Origin of the sequence: Pseudoalteromonas sp. Angola-4, from assembly GCF_028599265.1 — a bacterium.
Lineage (GTDB): Bacteria > Pseudomonadota > Gammaproteobacteria > Enterobacterales > Alteromonadaceae > Pseudoalteromonas > Pseudoalteromonas atlantica.
The window spans coordinates 113,855-132,083 of sequence record NZ_JAQREK010000001.1; the positions used below are offsets into that span (position 1 = coordinate 113,855).

Below are 18,229 nucleotides of genomic sequence, written 5' to 3' on the forward strand. Positions count from 1 at the left end.
AGTGGAACATTATATTAGTTTATTTGTAAAAGCGGTTTTTATTGAAAACTTAGCTTTAGCTTTCTTCCTAGGTATGTGTACTTTCTTAGCAGTATCTAAAAAAGTAACTACATCAATTGGCCTAGGTGTAGCCGTTATTGTGGTACTGGGTATTTCTGTACCAGTAAATAACTTGGTTTACCATGCCGTACTTGCACCGGGTGCATTAGAGTGGCTTGGTTACCCTGAAGCAGACCTTAGCTTTTTACGTTTCTTAACGTTCATTGGTGTTATTGCAGCACTTGTGCAAATTTTGGAAATGGCATTAGATAAGTTTTTCCCTGCACTTTACAACGCATTAGGTATCTTCTTACCACTAATCACAGTTAACTGTGCGATTTTTGGTGCGGTATCATTCATGGTTGAGCGTAACTATAACTTCGGCGAGTCTGTTGTTTATGGTGTTGGCGCTGGTGTTGGTTGGGCGCTTGCAATTACATTACTTGCAGGTATCCGTGAGAAAATGAAATATTCAGACGTGCCAGATGGCCTACGTGGTTTAGGTATTACCTTCATCACTGTTGGCTTAATGGGTCTTGGCTTTATGTCATTCTCTGGTATTTCACTGTAAAGGTAGCGAGGATAAATCATGAGTTATGAGATTTTCTTAGGCGTTGGTGTTTTCATCGCTATCGTTGTACTACTAGTTTTAGTTATCATTGGTGCTAAATCTAAGTTAGTTGCAAGCGGTGACATCATCATCGGTATTAATGGCGATCCAGACAAAGCCATTAAAACATCAGCAGGTAGCAAGCTTTTAGGCGCGCTATCTGAATCAGGTATTTTCGTATCATCTGCATGTGGTGGCGGTGGCTCTTGTGGTCAGTGTCGTGTACACATTAAAGAAGGTGGTGGCGATATCTTACCAACAGAACTTGATCACATTTCTAAAGGTGAAGCCCGTGAAGGCTGTCGTTTAGCGTGTCAGGTAAATGTTAAAAACGACATGGAAATTGAACTTGAAGAGTCAATTTTCGGTGTTAAAAAATGGGATTGTGAAGTTATCTCTAACGATAACAAAGCAACGTTCATTAAAGAGCTTAAGCTACAAATTCCAGATGGCGAATCAGTGCCTTTCCGTGCGGGTGGTTACATCCAAATCGAAGCGCCTGCTCACCATGTTAAATACGCAGATTTCGATATTCCTGAAGAGTATCGTGGCGACTGGAATCACTTTGGTTTCTTCGACCTGGAGTCAAAAGTAGACGACGAAACAATTCGTGCATACTCAATGGCTAACTACCCAGAAGAAGAAGGCATTATCATGCTTAACGTGCGTATTGCTACGCCGCCGCCAAGAAACCTAAGCCTACCATGTGGTAAAATGTCATCGTACATTTGGTCACTTAAAGCAGGCGACAAGGTAACTATTTCTGGTCCATTTGGTGAGTTCTTCGCTAAAGACACCGACGCTGAAATGGTATTCGTAGGTGGTGGTGCAGGTATGGCACCAATGCGTTCACATATCTTTGACCAACTTAAGCGTTTAAACTCTAAGCGTAAGATTAGTTTCTGGTATGGTGCGCGTTCTGAGCGTGAAATGTTCTATGTTGAAGATTTCGACGGCTTAGCAGCTGAAAACGATAACTTTGTATGGCATACCGCATTGTCTGATCCACAACCAGAAGATAACTGGGAAGGTTACACAGGCTTTATCCATAACGTACTTTATGAAAACTACTTGAAAGATCATGAAGCGCCAGAAGATTGTGAGTTCTACATGTGTGGTCCTCCAATGATGAACGCGGCTGTTATCGGCATGCTTAAAGACCTAGGTGTAGAAGACGAAAACATCTTACTAGATGACTTCGGTGGCTAACACCCATATCAAAACAGCTTAGTTTTGGTTAAAATACGGGCCTCGTCGCACTTTGTGCTACGGGGCTTTTTTTATTTTATTTTACATGGGCTAATTTAATGAACAGAGTAAGCAGTTCTCAAGGCGCTATCAGTATTTTTTTATTAACTATAATGCTATTTATCTCTGGCTGTGGGGCTGAAAAAACTCCTCAGGAGGTATTTTTAGAAGGCAAAACGATGGGCACCACCTATCATATTAAATACTTTGCCGACGATAAAAGCGTTGATGCCACTAAATTACAGCAGCAAATAGATACGCAATTGAAAGCGGTTAATCAGTCTATGTCTACGTATATCCGCGATTCTGAAATTAACACATTTAATAAATTACCCGCCAACCAGGTTATGCCAATTAGTGAAGACTTTAGGGCTGTGGTGAGCGAATCGATTCGTTTAGGTAAGTCGACCAAAACGCTCGATGTTACGATGGGCCCGTTAATAGATTTATGGGGCTTTGGACCTGATAAAAAACCAACTAAGCGCCCAAGTGATGAAGCACTTGCTGCAATGATTGAAAAAATTGGTGTAGATAAACTCAATCTTACTGAGCAGGGCCTTGCTAAAACAGTTGATGGTTTAGAGCTGTCGTTTTCGGCCACAGCGAAAGGGTATGGCATTGATAAAGTAGCGCAATTACTTGAAAGCCAAAACATTAGTAACTACATGGTAGAAATAGGCGGGGAGCTGCGCATTGGCGGTGAAAAGCCAAATAACCAAGATTGGAAAATCGCGATAGAGCAGCCAGATGCGCCACCAGGCGAGCGAAAAGTTCACCGTGTATTAGCGCCCGGTACGAATGGCATTGCAACATCAGGTGACTACCGTATTTTTTATAAAATGGATGGCGAAACTTACACTCATTTAATTGACCCAGTAACAGGCATGCCAATCAAACATGACTTAGTGTCGGTTACTGTATTACATCCTAGTGCAATGACCGCAGATGGCTTAGCAACCGCATTAACGGTTATGGGAATGGACGATGCTAAAGCATACGCTGAAAAGCACGATTTACCTGTGTACTTAATGGCTAAATCAGACAAAGGCATTGTGACTTACGCGAGCACTGCATTTAAACCTTATTTGTAATATAATAGCGTTTAGCTAAAACTTTATTAGTGCTAAACGCATATTACAACCGATTTTTTGAAATAGACTTCTCTCGCATCTATGTGGGTTTTGGGTGTATAATTTAGCGGTCGCTCAACAATGTTTGAGCATAATTTATTGCTGATCAATAGGGGCTAAGCAATGTCACTTTTTCTTCTTACATTTGGTTTATTAATTTTAATCGTGATAGCTATGGCTGTTGGTATGATCGTGCAAAGAAAATCTATGGCAAGTAGTTGCGGTGGATTAGGCTCGGTAGGTATTGATAAAGCCTGTGATTGTGACGATCCATGTGATAAGCGTAAAAAGCGTATGGCTAAAGAGCAAGCCTGGAAAGAAAACCAGATTATTTAAGCAGTAGCTTAATGACAAAAAGCGCCTTATGGCGCTTTTTTTGTACCTGTGTATTTATTGTCCAACCTCTGTTTTAAATAAACGCAAGCTTAATGTATTAGACCAAGGTCTATAGTTTAGTTTTTTTCACCTATTAGGTTTATTTTTCTCGTTTGTCAAATTGGAGCTAACACTCTAAAGTTTAACCATAGACACAGAGCAAGGCTCTAGTCATAAGCTTGAGGCATAAAAGTTAGCCTCGCTTAAAAGAATCTTTATATTGTGTGTGAAGATGTTGTCAGTGTGAAAGGCAACTCAAGTTTGGTGGTGACTTAGCTTGAGTTGTTTTTATCTCCTACAGTTGCCACGCAGTGTAAACCAAGAATCTTTATATTGTGTGTGAAGATGTTGTCAGTGTGAAAGGCAACTCAAGGTCGGTGGTGACCGGTTTTGAGTTGTTTTTATTCCCTATAATTGCCACGCAGTGTAAACTAAGAATCTTTATATGTGTGTGAAGATGTTGTCAGTGTGAAAGGCGGCTCAAGTTCGGTGGTGACTGAATTTGGGCTGTTTTTGTTTGTGCGGCTTTATTTTTAACTTCATTAATCCCCCTTATCTCTACTCCTCACGCTTCCTAAATATAAAATATTTATAAACTAAGTCTTTATTTTTATTATGTTATTTTCTATTAACAAAATAGCTGCGAAAGCTTAACGCAAAACTTTATATTTTTTGTTGAACCGAAAACTGTCTTTGTTATACTCAGCATCGAACTTTCAGTAAGTTTTGAAAGTTTGTTTGATACGGATCAATTCTCACTAGGTAAATGTGTGCTAGCCGGGTTTGATTGTATTTAGCACCTCGTTTTAGGGCTTACAGCAGCAATGTTTTTTTAATTTTTCCATTGCGCGCTTTATTACTCTAATTTTGTTATTAGTCATTCAGTAGGTTAATGTCTTTGAACACACTTTCTTTGCATCATACAAATACGGCTTTTGCTTCTAGCAAACCGCAAACGTGTGAGCGCTTGAATAAAGCGGGCAAGGGCGTGTGTGTCGCTATAACATTATTAGTGTTTAATACGGTAATGCTGCTAAGTGGTGCATTAGAGGATGCCTTTCAGCTTGAAGCGTTGTTTAGCAATGGCTCTATTGTTGAGCCTGTTTTGCTGCACATTATGCAATTTTTAGCTCATCCGATCATATCTAGTCAGTTACTCATTGGCCTTTGCTGGTTATTGTTCCATATTTTTCCGGCGCGTCGTGCTGGAATAATCCTTCGTAAAGCCGCTTTCGCTTTTCGCGAGGCAAAAGTACACCAACCTGTGTCCGCTGCACATGGTTGTCGTGCTCCACCTAGCTTTACAGGTTGTCTGTAAGGCTTCACTTGTTGCTGGTTTTAATTATTTTTTCTTGCTGTAAATAATTAAAGTTTGCATTAGCAATGTAGCCGCGTGTTTTAATCACGTCAGCCAACCAACACTCACCCAAGTTAACTTTTATTACGTTATATAAATGCGTTTAGAAGCTGGGTTTGTTGCTAGGTATTTTTTGCATCCACTTGCAGCGGGTTCAGTCCCCTTTATTTTTATAATTTAGTTCTAGTTAACTTGGGTTTATATTGAAAAATCGTTGCTTAATTTTTATTTAAAGCAGCAAATTAAAACTCTAGGTTTGTAGGATACTCCCTTGTTAATTCGTAACCTTTGTAATATTGCTTTAGCTAGTACGGTGCTGGCGTTGTCAGGCTGTAAAGGCGGGATACTCGATCCAAAAGGCCAAATAGGTATTGATGAGAAAAACTTAATCATCATTGCTACTGTCCTTATGCTGCTCGTAGTAATCCCCGTTATTGTGATGACTTTGTATTTCGCATGGAAATACCGAGACACACAAGATCATGAAATTTATGCACCAAAATGGGCTCATTCAAATAAGATTGAAGCCGTTGTTTGGGCTGTTCCTATTGTTATCGTTATTATTTTAGGTGTTATTACCTGGCAGTCTACCCAAGACTTAGACCCCTATAAACCTATTGAAGGTAAAGGCGAGCACCTCACTGTAGAGGTGGTTTCATTAAACTGGAAGTGGCTATTTATTTACCCAGAACAAGGTATTGCAACGGTAAATGAATTGGTATTTCCGGCAAATGTGCCGGTGGAATACAAAATCACTTCAGAAAGCACAATGAACTCGTTTTTTATTCCTCAGCTAGGTAGTCAAATTTATTCTATGGCAGGCATGGAAACCAAGCTTCATTTAATCGCAAACGAGCCGGGCACATTTAAAGGCTTTTCTGCTAATTACAGTGGCGCAGGTTTTACCGGTATGAAGTTCAATGCCATTGCCACCCCAACACAAGCTGATTTTGACACGTGGGTAACAAGCGTTAAAGCCAATGCTAATAACCTCACCCATGCCAATTATGTTGAACTTGCAAAAGCCAGTGAAAACAATCCTGTTGCCTATTATGGCAAGGTCGACGACGGCCTATTTCATACCATTGTTATGAAGTATATGCAGGCACATGGCGATATGAACAAAAAACATCAAGCGATGAGCGATCATGGGCAAATGAGCAAAAAGCACCATGAAATGAATGAACACGCAATGCCTTCATCTCACAGCCAGGGCGAGGAATAATAATGTCGTTTTTAGGTAAACTTTCACTCGACGCAATTCCGTTTCATGAGCCAATTATAATGGTTACCATGACGGTGATAGCGATTGCCGGGCTTATTATTGCCGGGCTTATTACTAAATATAAAAAGTGGGGCGTGCTTTGGCACGACTGGATCACCTCTGTTGATCATAAGCGCTTAGGCGTGATGTACATCTTTTTAGCATTAATAATGCTGTTTCGTGGTTTTTCTGATGCCATTATGATGCGTGCGCAGTTAGCACTTGCTACCAGCGGTGCACCTGGTTATTTGCCTCCTGAGCATTACGACCAAATATTTACAGCGCACGGCGTTATCATGATCATATTTATGGCTATGCCATTTATGATTGGCCTAATGAACATTGTATTGCCACTACAAATTGGCGCACGCGATGTCGCTTTTCCATTTTTAAATAACTTAAGTTTTTGGTTTACTGCCAGCGGTGCCATTTTAATTAACTTGTCGCTTGTATTTGGTGAGTTTGCAAAAACAGGTTGGGTGGCGTATCCGCCGCTCTCGGAGCTGACCTTTAGCCCTGGGGTGGGGGTCGATTATTATATATGGGCCTTGCAAATTTCCGGGCTCGGTACACTTTTAACTGCAGTAAACTTTTTAGCGACTGTGTTTAAAATGCGTGCCCCAGGTATGACCCTAATGAAAATGCCAATTTTTACATGGGCATGTACATGGGCAAATATCTTAATTGCAGCATCTTTCCCTATTTTAACTGCTGTGCTGGGCATGCTAACGCTTGACCGTTACCTTGATTTTCACTTTTTTACCAATGCAGCAGGCGGCAACGCCATGATGTACATCAACCTGTTTTGGGCGTGGGGTCACCCTGAGGTTTATATTTTAGTACTGCCTGCTTTTGGTATTTTTTCTGAAATTATCTCAACCTTTGCCGGTAAACGTTTATTTGGTTACAAATCGATGGTGTATGCCAGCGGTGCAATCTCTATTTTAGGTTTTATTGTTTGGCTACACCACTTTTTCACCATGGGGTCGAGCGCCAACGTTAATGCGTTCTTTGGGGTAATGACCATGGTTATTGCCGTCCCAACTGGCGTTAAGCTATTCAACTGGTTGTTTACCATTTACCGCGGCCGTTTACGTATTAGCGTTCCTGTACTTTGGACATTAGGCTTTATGGTTACCTTTACAGTAGGCGGTATGACCGGCGTACTACTGGCTATTCCGGGTGCCGATTACGTGTTGCATAACAGTTTATTCTTAATTGCGCATTTCCATAACACAATCATTGGTGGCGCTGTATTTGGCTACCTTGCAGGTTTTGTATTTTGGTTCCCTAAAGCAATGGGCTTTAAGCTTAGCGAAAAATGGGGTAAAGCGTCTTTTTGGTGTTGGATAGTTGGTTTCTTCGTGGCGTTTATGCCGTTGTATGTACTTGGTTTCTTAGGTATGACACGTCGCTTAAATCACACCAATAACCCAGATTGGAACATGTGGTTATACATTGCCGCAGGCGGTGCTGTCATTATTATGTTTGGTATTATTTTCCAGGTCGTGCAGCTCTTTGTTAGCTTTAGAGACCGCGAAGCACTTGACGATACAACCGGCGATCCGTGGAACGGGCATACACTAGAATGGGCAACTAGCTCACCTCCACAAGTGTATAACTTTGCCACTATTCCTCACGTTGATGACATTGATGCATGGACCGAAGCGAAAGAAAAAGGCCAAGCGTATCAAACAAAAGCAAGCTACAGCCCAATTCATATGCCTAAAAACACAGCATCTGGGGTGTTAATTGCAGCAAGCTTAACTGTATTTAGCTTTGCCATGATCTGGCATATCTGGTGGTTAGCTGCCGTTGGTTTTGTTGGCGCAATTGCCTTATTTATCAAGCGTTGTTACACCAGCGATGTTGATTACTATATACAACCTGATGAAATTGCACGTATTGAAGCTGCGTATAATTCTAGTGGAAATAAGGAGCTAAGCGCGTGAGTACACTATCTGCGAATGTAGAAACTGCCCATTTAGACACAGTTTCGCACGATGTTCATGCACATGAGCATCACGATACCTCTGGCGATACAATCTTTGGCTTTTGGTTATACCTAATGACCGATTGCCTATTATTTGCCTCGTTTTTTGCCACTTACGCAGTGCTGTTCATGAACACAGCCGGTGGTGTATCAGGTAAAGACATTTTTGAACTCGACTTTGTCGCTGTAGAAACAGCGGCGCTACTCATTAGTAGTATTACTTTTGGCTTTGCCATGATTGCCGCACAAGGGCAAAAAAAGGCACTAACACTCACCTGGTTGTTTATTACCTTTTGTTTAGGTGCTGTGTTTATAGGCATGGAAATTTACGAATTTCACCACCTAATTGTGCATGGTAATGGTCCACAACAAAGTGCCTTTTTAACCTCATTCTTCTCGTTAGTAGGCTTACATGGTTTACACGTAACTGCGGGTCTAATTTGGATGAGTATTATGATGATAGAAGTGGCTAAACGTGGCTTAGGTAAACAAACAGTGACACGCTTAAGCTGCCTAAGCCTATTTTGGCACTTCTTAGACATTGTTTGGATTTGTGTATTTACCGTTGTTTATTTAATGGGAGCAATGTAATGAGCCACAGCGAAGCGCACGCGTTAAAGCAAATGCAAAACGAGCACCATGATGAGTCTCATGGCAGTGTTAAAACGTACTTAATAGGCTTTGTGCTATCAATAATTTTAACCGCGATACCGTTTTACATGGTAATGGAAGGCGACTTTTCAAAAGTAACTACGCTTTGGAGCATTGTTACTTTAGCTATTGTACAAATTTGGGTGCACTTAAAATACTTTCTACACCTTAATTTTACGACAGAAGATGGTCGTGCAAGTACTTTCTCATTTTTATTCAGTGCCCTAATTATCGTCATGGTTGTTGGGTTATCGGTTTGGATAATTTACGAATCTAACGCAATGATGATGTACTAGGAGTTGAAGATGTTTCGTCGTTATTTATCAGTGACTAAGCCAGGCATTATTATGGGCAACCTTATCAGCGTTGCAGGCGGTTTTTTACTTGCCTCGCGCGGGGATATAGACCCATGGCTAATGGTTGTTACGCTTATTGGCTTGTCACTTGTGGTTGCATCGGGCTGTGCTATCAACAATGTAATTGATAGAGACATAGATGTAGCCATGGCACGTACTCGTACGCGGGTTACAGTAACAGGCGAAATGTCGGCCTTTGCTGCACTGAGTCACGGGGTCTTATTGGGTGTTGTAGGGTTTGGTTTACTCATTGCTTACACCACACAAGCCGCGGTATTTTTTGCAGCGTTTGGCTATGTCATTTATGTTGGGGTTTATAGCCTTTACATGAAGCGCAATTCTGTTTATGGCACGTTTGTAGGTAGCCTTTCTGGCGCAGTGCCTCCTGTTGTTGGTTACTGCGCTGTAACCGGGCAGTTCGATATAGGTGCATTAATATTATTAGTTATGTTTAGTCTGTGGCAAATGCCGCATTCATATGCTATTGCTATTTTTCGCTTTAAAGATTACCAAGCCGCAGGTATTCCCGTATTACCCGTAGCGCAAGGTATTGATAAAGCGAAGCGCCATATTGTACTTTATATTGCTGTGTACGCTTTAGTTGTAATGCTATTACCAATAAGTGGCTACACTGGCGCAGCCTTTATGGCTGTGGCGTGTATTACCAGTTTTTGGTGGTTACTTATGGCACTGCGTGGCTATCGCCGTAATGTTAATTTAACGAGCTGGGCACGCCAAGTGTTTGCTTTTTCTATTATAAATATTACAGCACTCAGTATTGCCATGGCCGTTGACTACCACAGCGCAGCGCCACAACTGCTTACACTGATATAATTTTTAAAACTTTATATTTCCAAAGTTAATCCAAAGGCTCGAAAGGGCCTTTTTTCATGTTTGAAACTATTTTTTAAACTTTCTGCTTCGTAAAATAAAGGTTTTAGGGTGCCGCAGTTTATAAATTTATACGTTAACTCATTCTGGCTAGGAAGGAGGGTTGAGGTTCTAAATTTTTGCATACAGGCATTTACTAAATCTACAAAAATTAAGTGGCTGAAACTAGGTGCTTGGCTAATTTTATGAATGTAAATTCGCTCTGTGCTACCTAGGTCTATCATGTCGTATTCTTGCCAGGGGCTAGGTTTAGCTAAATCTTTTAATTGGCGAGCATATAGCTGTTTACTCATTTCTATTGTTCTGTTTGTGTAAATTAGGCTGCCTGCTTTTTTGTAATTGCCTTCGTACACATCTGCGGTAATGGTTATTTCTTCACCGCGCATTAAGCGTTGAATATTAAAAGGTTTGGGCTTTAGCGTTATAAGCTCTGCGTTGCGCACAATATCTAAAAAAGCCACATCGGGGTTTTTAATCCTATACACCACTTGTACATCGTGCGGTAATTTATAGCCGGGTAAGTTAAACGCATAAATTCCTGAACCTTTATTCACCAGTGCTATTGCATGCTCAGCATTGTATTTGGGGTTGAGTGGTGGCAATTCTGCTGCCTCTTCCTCAGCAAAAGCGTATCCGCTTATAGTAATGAGCAACAATGTAAGAAGTAAACGCATAATAATCTCAATTAATTTATGAGCTTAAAGTGTAGTATATAGCTTTAATAACTCTAAATTTAATAGGTTTATTTTAAATACACATAGTAAAAAGGCTCGTAAGAGCCTTATTGCGTTTAAATATGGTAGGTTTTTACTTAATCGCTTTTTTAACTTCACGCCAGTCAATAATTTTAAAATTTTGTGGTTGTAGTGGCATACGGTTGTAGCCGTCTTGCACTATAAGCATGCCTTCAGGATAGCCTGGTAAAGGTTTTGCTGTAACGGTTAAGCCGTCCGTTTCACCTGCGCCATCAATGCCTTTATCTAGGTTAGCAATCACATTAAACTTACCTGCAAAGCTTAGGCTAGGCTGTGTGTTATCTGATATTTTATAAAGCACATAGCTATTATCGCCTTGGCTTGATACTACTAAATAGCGCTTATCATCAGCATGATAGATTTCCATGCCTTCAACATCTGCCACAAGTTGCTCATTTATACCTTGTAGCATGGCCGCTTTGTTGCCAGAAGTTGGCTCTGCACCGATATACCAAATGCCTGCATCTTCTTCACATGCAAATAATTGGCCTAGTTTATCATCGGCACTACAGCCTTCTGGTTGGCTTGGTAGGGTAAACTCTCTAACCAGTTTACCGCTTAAGTTACCTTGCTCACCGGTGAGTTTATATTGCTGGAATAAACCTGATTTATCATTAACAAATACGTATTGACCAGATTCAGACGAATACATACACATACCGTAAATCTCAGTCAGGTTTGTGGCTACTTCTGTTACATGGTTTACTTTGTTCTCGCTATCGACAGTAAACACGCTAATACTGTTAAGCGTGCGGTTGCTGGCTGTGATCCAAGTCTGGGTTTCGTTGTTTATACCCTGATGCTGGCGTACATCAACATTATTTAAACGCCCAACATTAAGCGATTGTATTTTGTTGCCAGCAAGATCATAAACCATCAAGCCGCGGCGTTTATCTGTGCCCAAAATTAAGCTGCTTTTAGCGTCTTGTTCATTTATCCAAATTGCTGGGTCATCTGCTGCATCACCAAATGCTGCAACTGGCGTTGTTTGTGCGCTGGCATGAAGGTGAGTCATCGCGACTTGGTTTTGTGAAGTAACTGTTTGCGCAGTGTAGTTAACATTTGCTTGAATGTAGGCACCTGTTTCATCATCAATTAAAACTAGCTGCGCTTGATTGTTATTGAGCAAACTCGCTGCAACAGATTCAATGGTGTGATCGCCAGAAAGTGACCACTGACTTAGTTTTTCAGTATTTTCGTGGTAAGCATAGATCATATTGCCATCAGTGGCAGTAAGCCATAAAGTACCATCTTGTGATACTGATAATGCCCCGATTTCAGCTTTTAATTCACCGTAAGGTTGCACTAAAGCCACAGGTTGTTTATTGGCATCTGATTCCGCATCAGCATTAATGGCCCACACACCTAGCTCTGCTTCGCCCACATACAAAGTTTTAGTTTCATCATTAACAGCACAGCCTGAAGCCTCAGTGACTGCAGAGAACTCACGCACTGCAATATTTTTAGTTTGCTTAGTGGCTAAATCATAAATGATGGTTTCGCTGATCAAACCTCTAACATCTGGCACAAACGCTGAGATAGTTTTATTATCTGCGTTTTTAAATAAACACACGGCATCAGGCTGAGCTTGGGGCGGGGAAATACGAGAGAGTTCATTTATCTGCCAAGTTTGGCCATTTTTTTTAAGCTTAAAAATGGCGACGTTGTCTTGGCTTTTATCAATGCTTGCGAGTAAAAATTGCTGCGCTGATAATTGTTTTAGTGAAATTGACTCAAAGTTACCGGCGAGCAGTACACTGCTTTTCTCATTGTCGGCAATTAATAAGCCTTGGCTTTCACTGGCAATAAGCCATTGATTAGTACCAAGTGCAGCAGCTTGTGAGCCTTGTATGTTTTGTTGTGGGCCGAATAATTTAGTTTTAATATTTGTTTTTTTAATATATGGCTTTGCAATAGCTGCATTATTTTTCGTATCGTCATTACTTGTACAACCGCTTATTGCAGTTATTAGGAGTGCACAGCCAAGCACCGCTGAAATTGTATTTAGTTTAAAGTTCATTATTTTATCCTTTACTTATCTATGTGCTTTTCAGTGCTAAAACGTACTTCACCAAGGTGATTAATCGCACTTACACTGAGTGTTTCGCCATTGATAGATATACTTAAAAAACCAGGTGTTGCTTCTGCGTAGCGAGTAAATTCACGTTGTTTTACAAACCGTGCTTCACTGCCTCCACCAGAGATAAAGTGAGCCACTTTGCTATTTTTTGGTTGGTTGTATTGCAGGTCATGCTCGTGCCCAGCGATATAAGCTTGCACGTTATGACGCTCCAAAATAGGTTCTAAAATGTCGCGAAGCCCTTGGTTACGGCCAAAGCGTTTACCACTTGAATAAAGCGGGTGATGGCCTACCACAATTTTCCACTTTGCTTTACTGCCTGCAAGTTGGGTTTCAAGCCAAGTAAGCTGGGTTTTATAGCCTTGCCCTTGGGTAGAACGGTATTTATCACGGCCTTTGTATTGCGGCTGAATCGGGTTGGTATCTAAAAAAACCATTAACACTTGCTCGTTGTTTTCAAGCGCAAGTGTTTTACTGTAGTACCTTGCAGGTAACTGCCAACGCTGGCTTTTTTCTGTGTAGTCAATTTGTGCTTGAGCATTACCCAAGTAATCGTGATTACCTAAAACAACATACCAATCTTCAAATGTATGTGGGCCATGATATATGTTCTCAAAGGCTGATTGCCAAAGCGGATCGTTGACGCTTGCTACCCCATTCGGGTAAAAGTTATCACCAGTTGAGACGATAAAGTCAGCATCGGTTTGGTACATGGCTATTTCTAATTGGTGAGCCACTTCTTTTTGATAAAAGTGGCCGTTGTGCCCCCAATCACCAATTACCATAAAGTTAAGGCTATCAGGTAGCGTATTTAACTTAGCTATTTTTTGCTGTTGATAAAGCTCATCTTTATAAATAACAGGCTCGACAGCACTGAGCGCTGATGAGCTCAGTAGGGCGGCCATTATGAAAGACAATTTAAACATGTTCTAACTCCAAAAGGCACCTAATAGCAAGCGATTACGTGCCTAATATGATGATGCCTGCTATTAAAATGCGTAGCGCAACATTAGTTGAACCACAGGACCTGCTTCTTCAGATTCAAGCTCGTACTCATCAAAGTCACGGCTGTTTTGATCATCAAGTGAGTCAAATTTGTTAAAAACTTCATCTTTACTGGCATCAAGTAAGTTTGAACCCACTAGGCGAAGTGTTACATCATCCCAGCGCTTTTCAACAAAAAGCTCTAAATCAGCACCGTAAGAGGTGGTAACTTCTTCCCCTACAAAGCGTCCGTATGCATCACCTTGGTTACGGTAAGTTGCACCAAATGATGCACGTAGTATTGGTAAATCTTGGATAAAGCCAATGTTATAAACATAATCAGATTGGTCGTTAAATTTACGTTTGCCAAAACTGTCTTCAACTTCACTGTCAAGCCAAGAGTAGTTTAAGAAAATACCAGTATTTGGCATGTTCAAGGCGCTAAGCGGGGTTGATAAATCAAACTCAATACCTTGAACTGACCCATCGCCAGTATTTTGTGGTTGCAATACAAATGTACCTTCACCTTCTGAGCCTTCAACACCTGTGCTGGCAATTTCAATTAGGTCGCTAACGTCACGATAAAATACGTTTACACCGACAACGCCACTTTTACCTAAACGGTATTCGTAACCTAAATCGATACCCCAAGAAGATTCTGGCTTAAGATTTGGGTTACCTAAAAAGTCATTATCAGCGAGCTCTTCTTCAAGTAGGGCGGGTGTTATGTAGTCAAAGTCAGGGCGGCGTAAGCTACGAGCAACAGAGGCGCTTACTCGACCGTTATCGCTGACACTGTAACGAAAGTGAGCCGACGGTAAAATAAAGTCATAATCATTTTTTGAAGTAACGCCTTCATTGGTATCGGTAATGTTTGAGTCAGTTGACTCCCAACGTACACCCATCTCCCATGAGAACACATCTGCTTCGTGTTTGATTAATGCAAATAAGTCAAAACGGTCTTCTTCAAGCGTATTAACGCCTCCGTCTACTGCTTCAAATTCGTTATTAAATACAGCTAAAGACATAGGTGTTTGGTTAAATTGATCCCAGCTAGTAAGTGTTTGCTCACTTTCATCTTCCGCTTCAAAAATTGCTGTGTCGCGCTCTTTTCCTTGAACAAAAGCACCAAACTGAACTTCTTTTGAGTCACCGAGCAGTAAGCTATGTTGCCATTGTAATGACCATTCTTTATCGTCAATCTCAACAGTTTCTTCTGCTTCCTCAAAAACCATTGGGAGCTCAGATGTATCAAGCTCAACTTCTTGCTCGTAAACTGACTCTTCAAAGCTGGCATAGCCTACTTTAAACTTGCTGGTACCGCCTAATAACGGTAATTCATAACCTGAGTTTATGTTGTAGTTGGTTTGGTCAATGTAGGAAACATTTGCGTTGTCTGAAAGCAAGTTACCGCCTTCAACCACAGAGTTAGACGTGGCCGTCGCGTCGTCATATTCAAAAGAACGCTCGTCTTCGGTACGGTCTGTATCAACCCACATTGCGCTAATATCAAATTTACCGCCGTTATCAAATACCTTTTCAAAGCTGGCATTTAATGATGTGTCATCGCCATCACGAGTATCAGATTGATCTTCACGGTTATCAAAATCATCAGTTGCATAATTAGGGTTATTTTCAGGGCTATCACCATAACGTATGCTTGATTTTTGTTTTGGGTTATAACGACCTTGAAAATTAGCGCCTAGTAGTAAACGTCCACCTGCAAACTCAGTACCGTAAACGCCCGCAAAGCTTTCTTTTAGTTCACCATCATCATAGCGTAATCCTCCTGCGCGAATATAACCGCCGTCTAAGCTGTAGCCATCTCGAAGTACAATGTTAAGGGTGCCCGCAATTGCATCGGCAGAGCGGTTGGCACTTGATGAACGAATTATTTCTACACGCTCGATTAATTCGGCAGGAATACGGTCAACAAAAAATGAGCGATCAGCACCAGCGCCTGGAACTTCTTCGCCATTGATCAGTACTTTTGTGTAAGCAGGGCTCAAACCGCGCATACGTGCGCCGTCAGACTCAAGCACATCTGATAAAAACGTCACACTCGGTACACGCTTTAGTGCATCACCTGCTGTTAGTGGTTCAAAACGCTGAAAGTATTCTTGAGAGTATTCAAGCGTTGGGGCTAGTTCTTGTGAGCGGTTGCGATAACCTATTTCGCCATAAACTACTAACTCTTCAGATATTTTTACATCAGTTGTGTGTTCTTCTTGTGCTGCATGTACTGCTAAATTGCAAAGTGATAGCGCTGTTACCAGTGCTTTAAGTTTAAAGTGTGCCATGTAATTTGCTCCTGTTGCTGCTTGGTTTGAAAGCAAACTAATTAAATTAAATGACGCAAATGTGACAACACCCTATTTAGATCAGCAGGTTATTAAGGTTTTAAAAGCTTTACCTTGGCGTGTGAGCTAATCGCACTCCCAAGCAATATAGCGTTAATGGGCTATGTGCAGGTTATAAGTAAGTGCATATCATTTAGCTGTCACATCATTGAGCTAATATGACCCTGCTACAAAAAATGCACTTCGGGTAGCATAAATACATACGCAATTTAAATAAGACAAACTATGCGATTTAATCCCTTTATTAGCCATCGGCTTTTAACAAACAGTATTATAGCTATGGCGTTATTAGCCATATTTTTATGTGCCTATTTAGGGGAGCTCAAAGAGCTGCAACACATACAATGGCTCGATATTATTGGTGAGGGCGGCATAGTGATTATGACCCTAACTTGGATTGTTGCCTTACTTATTTCGCGCCCGCCGGGTAAAGTTACTCGTTATTTGGTGCTTGGGCTTGGTTTATTTATGTTCTCGGCCACGCTCGATTTGCTCGATGAATGGTTAATGCAACCTGCGCAGCAGTGGCTAAGCTGGATAGAGTCACTGCCAGCCCCCGTTGGGATGCTGCTAACCAGTTTAGGTTTATACCATTGGCACCAAGAACAATATGTTTTAAATAAACAGCTAAGGCGCCGTGAAGCACATTTACGTGAGCACGACAAAGTATGCCCCGTTACCGGCGTTTATACAGCCGAATACTTGCAAAGCGTGTTAAACACGCAGCTTAAGGCGCCGCAGCCAGTTTTATTAGCCGCTATTGATATACGCGACTTCGCGAGTTTTAATAATGAGTTTGGTTTTAGCGAAGGGGATCGACTGCTACGCGAAATAAGCGAGCTTATACTAATGAACTGTCGGTTAAGCGATGTGGTATGTCGTTATGCGGGAGACTGTTTTATGGTGCTAATGCCAGCCACATCAAAGCAGCAAGGCCAAGAGCTTCTTAGACAAATAACAGCCGCATTAAAACATTGTGCTTTTAAAGTAGAAGGCTCTGGGCTTGCTAAGTTTCAGTGCGTGACTACCCACATCATACAAGCGCAAAAAAGCGTGACAGCTCACATGCTAATGCAACAATTGCACAGCGGCCTACAACTACAAAAACAACAAAGAGCCACCAGCAGTGAACAGTTATGTTAGCTTAAGTGACAAGTATTTAACTGCACAGGGGCTTATAACTGCCGTTGTAGAGCTTGCGCAAAGTAGGGGGGTTGCCCTACATAAGTTGTTACGCGGCACCGGGATTTTTGAGCAAGACTTACTCAGCGTTGAGCATTGCTTTAGTTTAGAGCAGCAAGTTAAATTACTAAGTCAATTTAAACGCCTAATGAACACCCCCGACAGCGGTTTTTTACTAGGTAGTCAATTAGTTAACGATTCAAGTAGCGCAGCACAAAGTGTATTGTACAGCGCTAAACTAGGAGCGGCTCTGTTACAAATACAGCGAGCGCATTTACAGCTTTGCCCTTTGTTTTTTAGTCAGCACTATGTAAGTAATCAGCAATTTTATATTTTTTTAAATGCTGCTACAGGGCTTGATGACGACCTACATAACTACATTTTAGAAATTTACAGTGCTGCGTTTTATAGTTTATTAAAGCGTTTGAGCCCGCACTATCCGCAATGTGAGTTCGACTTTAGCTTTAAGCGACCGCGTCATATTCATCAGTACGAGCAACATTTAGGTTTAAAGCTGCGTTTTGAGCAGCCAACGACTCGTTGGGTAATTAGCAAAACATTACTTCGCCAAGCTAACCCGTACGCCAGCGAATTACGCTTTATGCAAGCACGCGCTCAATTGGCTGTAAAATCACACGAAAAATACACCTTTATAGAGGCTGTTTGGCGCTATCTACACACTTATAACGAGGCAAGTTTAGAGCAAACCGCCCAGTATTTTGCCATGAGCCCAGCCACGTTTAAACGAAAACTAAAATGCCATAGTATGCGCTTTTCGAGCTTAGTTGATGAGCAAAATAAACATAAAGCCATTTATTTACTTACCTTGCGCGCTAAGTGCAATGAGCATGTTGCTGAGCGTTTGGCATTTTACGATATTCCTAACTTTAGGCGGGCATTTAAACGTTGGACAGGGCTAACCCCAAGCCAGTTAAAAGTATAAAGCGCACAGGT

At 41.3% G+C, this 18,229-nt stretch carries 16 protein-coding genes; 12 read left to right on the plus strand and 4 right to left on the minus strand.

The window, feature by feature from the left end:
* Window position 1: 1 nt before the first annotated feature.
* The 10 genes from nqrE to cyoE all read left to right on the plus strand — a co-directional run bounded on the left by nqrE (window position 2) and on the right by cyoE (window position 9,857).
* The gene (gene nqrE / locus PSH48_RS00545) at window positions 2–610 is read left to right on the plus strand and encodes an NADH:ubiquinone reductase (Na(+)-transporting) subunit E (RefSeq protein ID WP_004587139.1); all 609 of its coding nucleotides are present in this window, start codon (window positions 2–4) and stop codon (window positions 608–610) included.
* Between the two features lie 18 nt (window positions 611–628).
* Window positions 629–1,858 (plus strand): NADH:ubiquinone reductase (Na(+)-transporting) subunit F, encoded by a 1,230-nt coding sequence (nqrF, locus tag PSH48_RS00550; protein WP_004587138.1) that lies wholly within the window; start codon window positions 629–631, stop codon window positions 1,856–1,858.
* A gap of 98 nt (window positions 1,859–1,956) precedes the next feature.
* On the plus strand, window positions 1,957–2,988 hold the full coding sequence (locus PSH48_RS00555) for an FAD:protein FMN transferase (RefSeq protein ID WP_273610699.1): 1,032 nt from the start codon (window positions 1,957–1,959) through the stop codon (window positions 2,986–2,988).
* A 162-nt stretch (window positions 2,989–3,150) separates the two neighbouring features.
* On the plus strand, window positions 3,151–3,363 hold the full coding sequence (nqrM, locus tag PSH48_RS00560) for a (Na+)-NQR maturation NqrM (RefSeq protein ID WP_004587136.1): 213 nt from the start codon (window positions 3,151–3,153) through the stop codon (window positions 3,361–3,363).
* A gap of 937 nt (window positions 3,364–4,300) precedes the next feature.
* Window positions 4,301–4,720, plus strand: coding sequence for a hypothetical protein (locus PSH48_RS00565; RefSeq protein WP_064386878.1), 420 nt, complete (start codon window positions 4,301–4,303; stop codon window positions 4,718–4,720).
* Window positions 4,721–5,030: 310 nt separating this feature from the next.
* The gene (cyoA, locus tag PSH48_RS00570; protein WP_154945878.1) at window positions 5,031–5,984 is read left to right on the plus strand and encodes a ubiquinol oxidase subunit II; all 954 of its coding nucleotides are present in this window, start codon (window positions 5,031–5,033) and stop codon (window positions 5,982–5,984) included.
* 2 nt (window positions 5,985–5,986) lie between these two features.
* Entirely contained in the window at window positions 5,987–7,975 is a 1,989-nt protein-coding gene (gene cyoB, locus PSH48_RS00575) for a cytochrome o ubiquinol oxidase subunit I (RefSeq protein ID WP_004587446.1), read from the plus strand.
* The gene (gene cyoC, locus PSH48_RS00580) at window positions 7,972–8,607 is read left to right on the plus strand and encodes a cytochrome o ubiquinol oxidase subunit III (protein WP_273610700.1); all 636 of its coding nucleotides are present in this window, start codon (window positions 7,972–7,974) and stop codon (window positions 8,605–8,607) included. The genes cyoB and cyoC overlap by 4 nt, the downstream gene beginning before the upstream one ends.
* Window positions 8,607–8,963, plus strand: coding sequence for a cytochrome o ubiquinol oxidase subunit IV (cyoD, locus tag PSH48_RS00585; RefSeq protein WP_004587444.1), 357 nt, complete (start codon window positions 8,607–8,609; stop codon window positions 8,961–8,963). Before cyoC ends, cyoD begins: the two co-directional genes overlap by 1 nt.
* Before the next feature lie 9 nt (window positions 8,964–8,972).
* A complete protein-coding gene (gene cyoE, locus PSH48_RS00590) occupies window positions 8,973–9,857 on the plus strand; it encodes a heme o synthase (RefSeq protein WP_004587443.1) in 885 nt (294 codons plus the stop codon).
* Window positions 9,858–9,868: 11 nt separating this feature from the next.
* Here cyoE and PSH48_RS00595 read toward each other — a convergent pair whose 3' ends face one another.
* From PSH48_RS00595 to PSH48_RS00610, 4 genes are all read right to left on the minus strand, one after another.
* A complete protein-coding gene (locus PSH48_RS00595; protein ID WP_273610701.1) occupies window positions 9,869–10,588 on the minus strand; it encodes a hypothetical protein in 720 nt (239 codons plus the stop codon).
* A gap of 133 nt (window positions 10,589–10,721) precedes the next feature.
* Complete coding sequence (locus PSH48_RS00600) at window positions 10,722–12,689, minus strand: phytase (RefSeq protein ID WP_273610702.1); 1,968 nt, start codon at window positions 12,687–12,689, stop codon at window positions 10,722–10,724.
* A gap of 11 nt (window positions 12,690–12,700) precedes the next feature.
* Window positions 12,701–13,675 (minus strand): metallophosphoesterase, encoded by a 975-nt coding sequence (locus PSH48_RS00605; protein ID WP_273610703.1) that lies wholly within the window; start codon window positions 13,673–13,675, stop codon window positions 12,701–12,703.
* Window positions 13,676–13,738: 63 nt separating this feature from the next.
* Window positions 13,739–16,033, minus strand: coding sequence for a TonB-dependent receptor plug domain-containing protein (locus PSH48_RS00610; protein ID WP_273610704.1), 2,295 nt, complete (start codon window positions 16,031–16,033; stop codon window positions 13,739–13,741).
* Window positions 16,034–16,318: 285 nt separating this feature from the next.
* Here PSH48_RS00610 and PSH48_RS00615 point away from each other — a divergent pair, with 285 nt between their 5' ends.
* Both PSH48_RS00615 and PSH48_RS00620 read left to right on the plus strand, forming a co-directional pair.
* A complete protein-coding gene (locus PSH48_RS00615) occupies window positions 16,319–17,236 on the plus strand; it encodes a GGDEF domain-containing protein (protein WP_121637121.1) in 918 nt (305 codons plus the stop codon).
* Window positions 17,220–18,218: a helix-turn-helix domain-containing protein gene (locus PSH48_RS00620; protein ID WP_273610705.1), complete on the plus strand. Its 999-nt coding sequence runs from the start codon at window positions 17,220–17,222 to the stop codon at window positions 18,216–18,218. Before PSH48_RS00615 ends, PSH48_RS00620 begins: the two co-directional genes overlap by 17 nt.
* The last annotated feature ends 11 nt before the right edge of the window (window positions 18,219–18,229 follow it).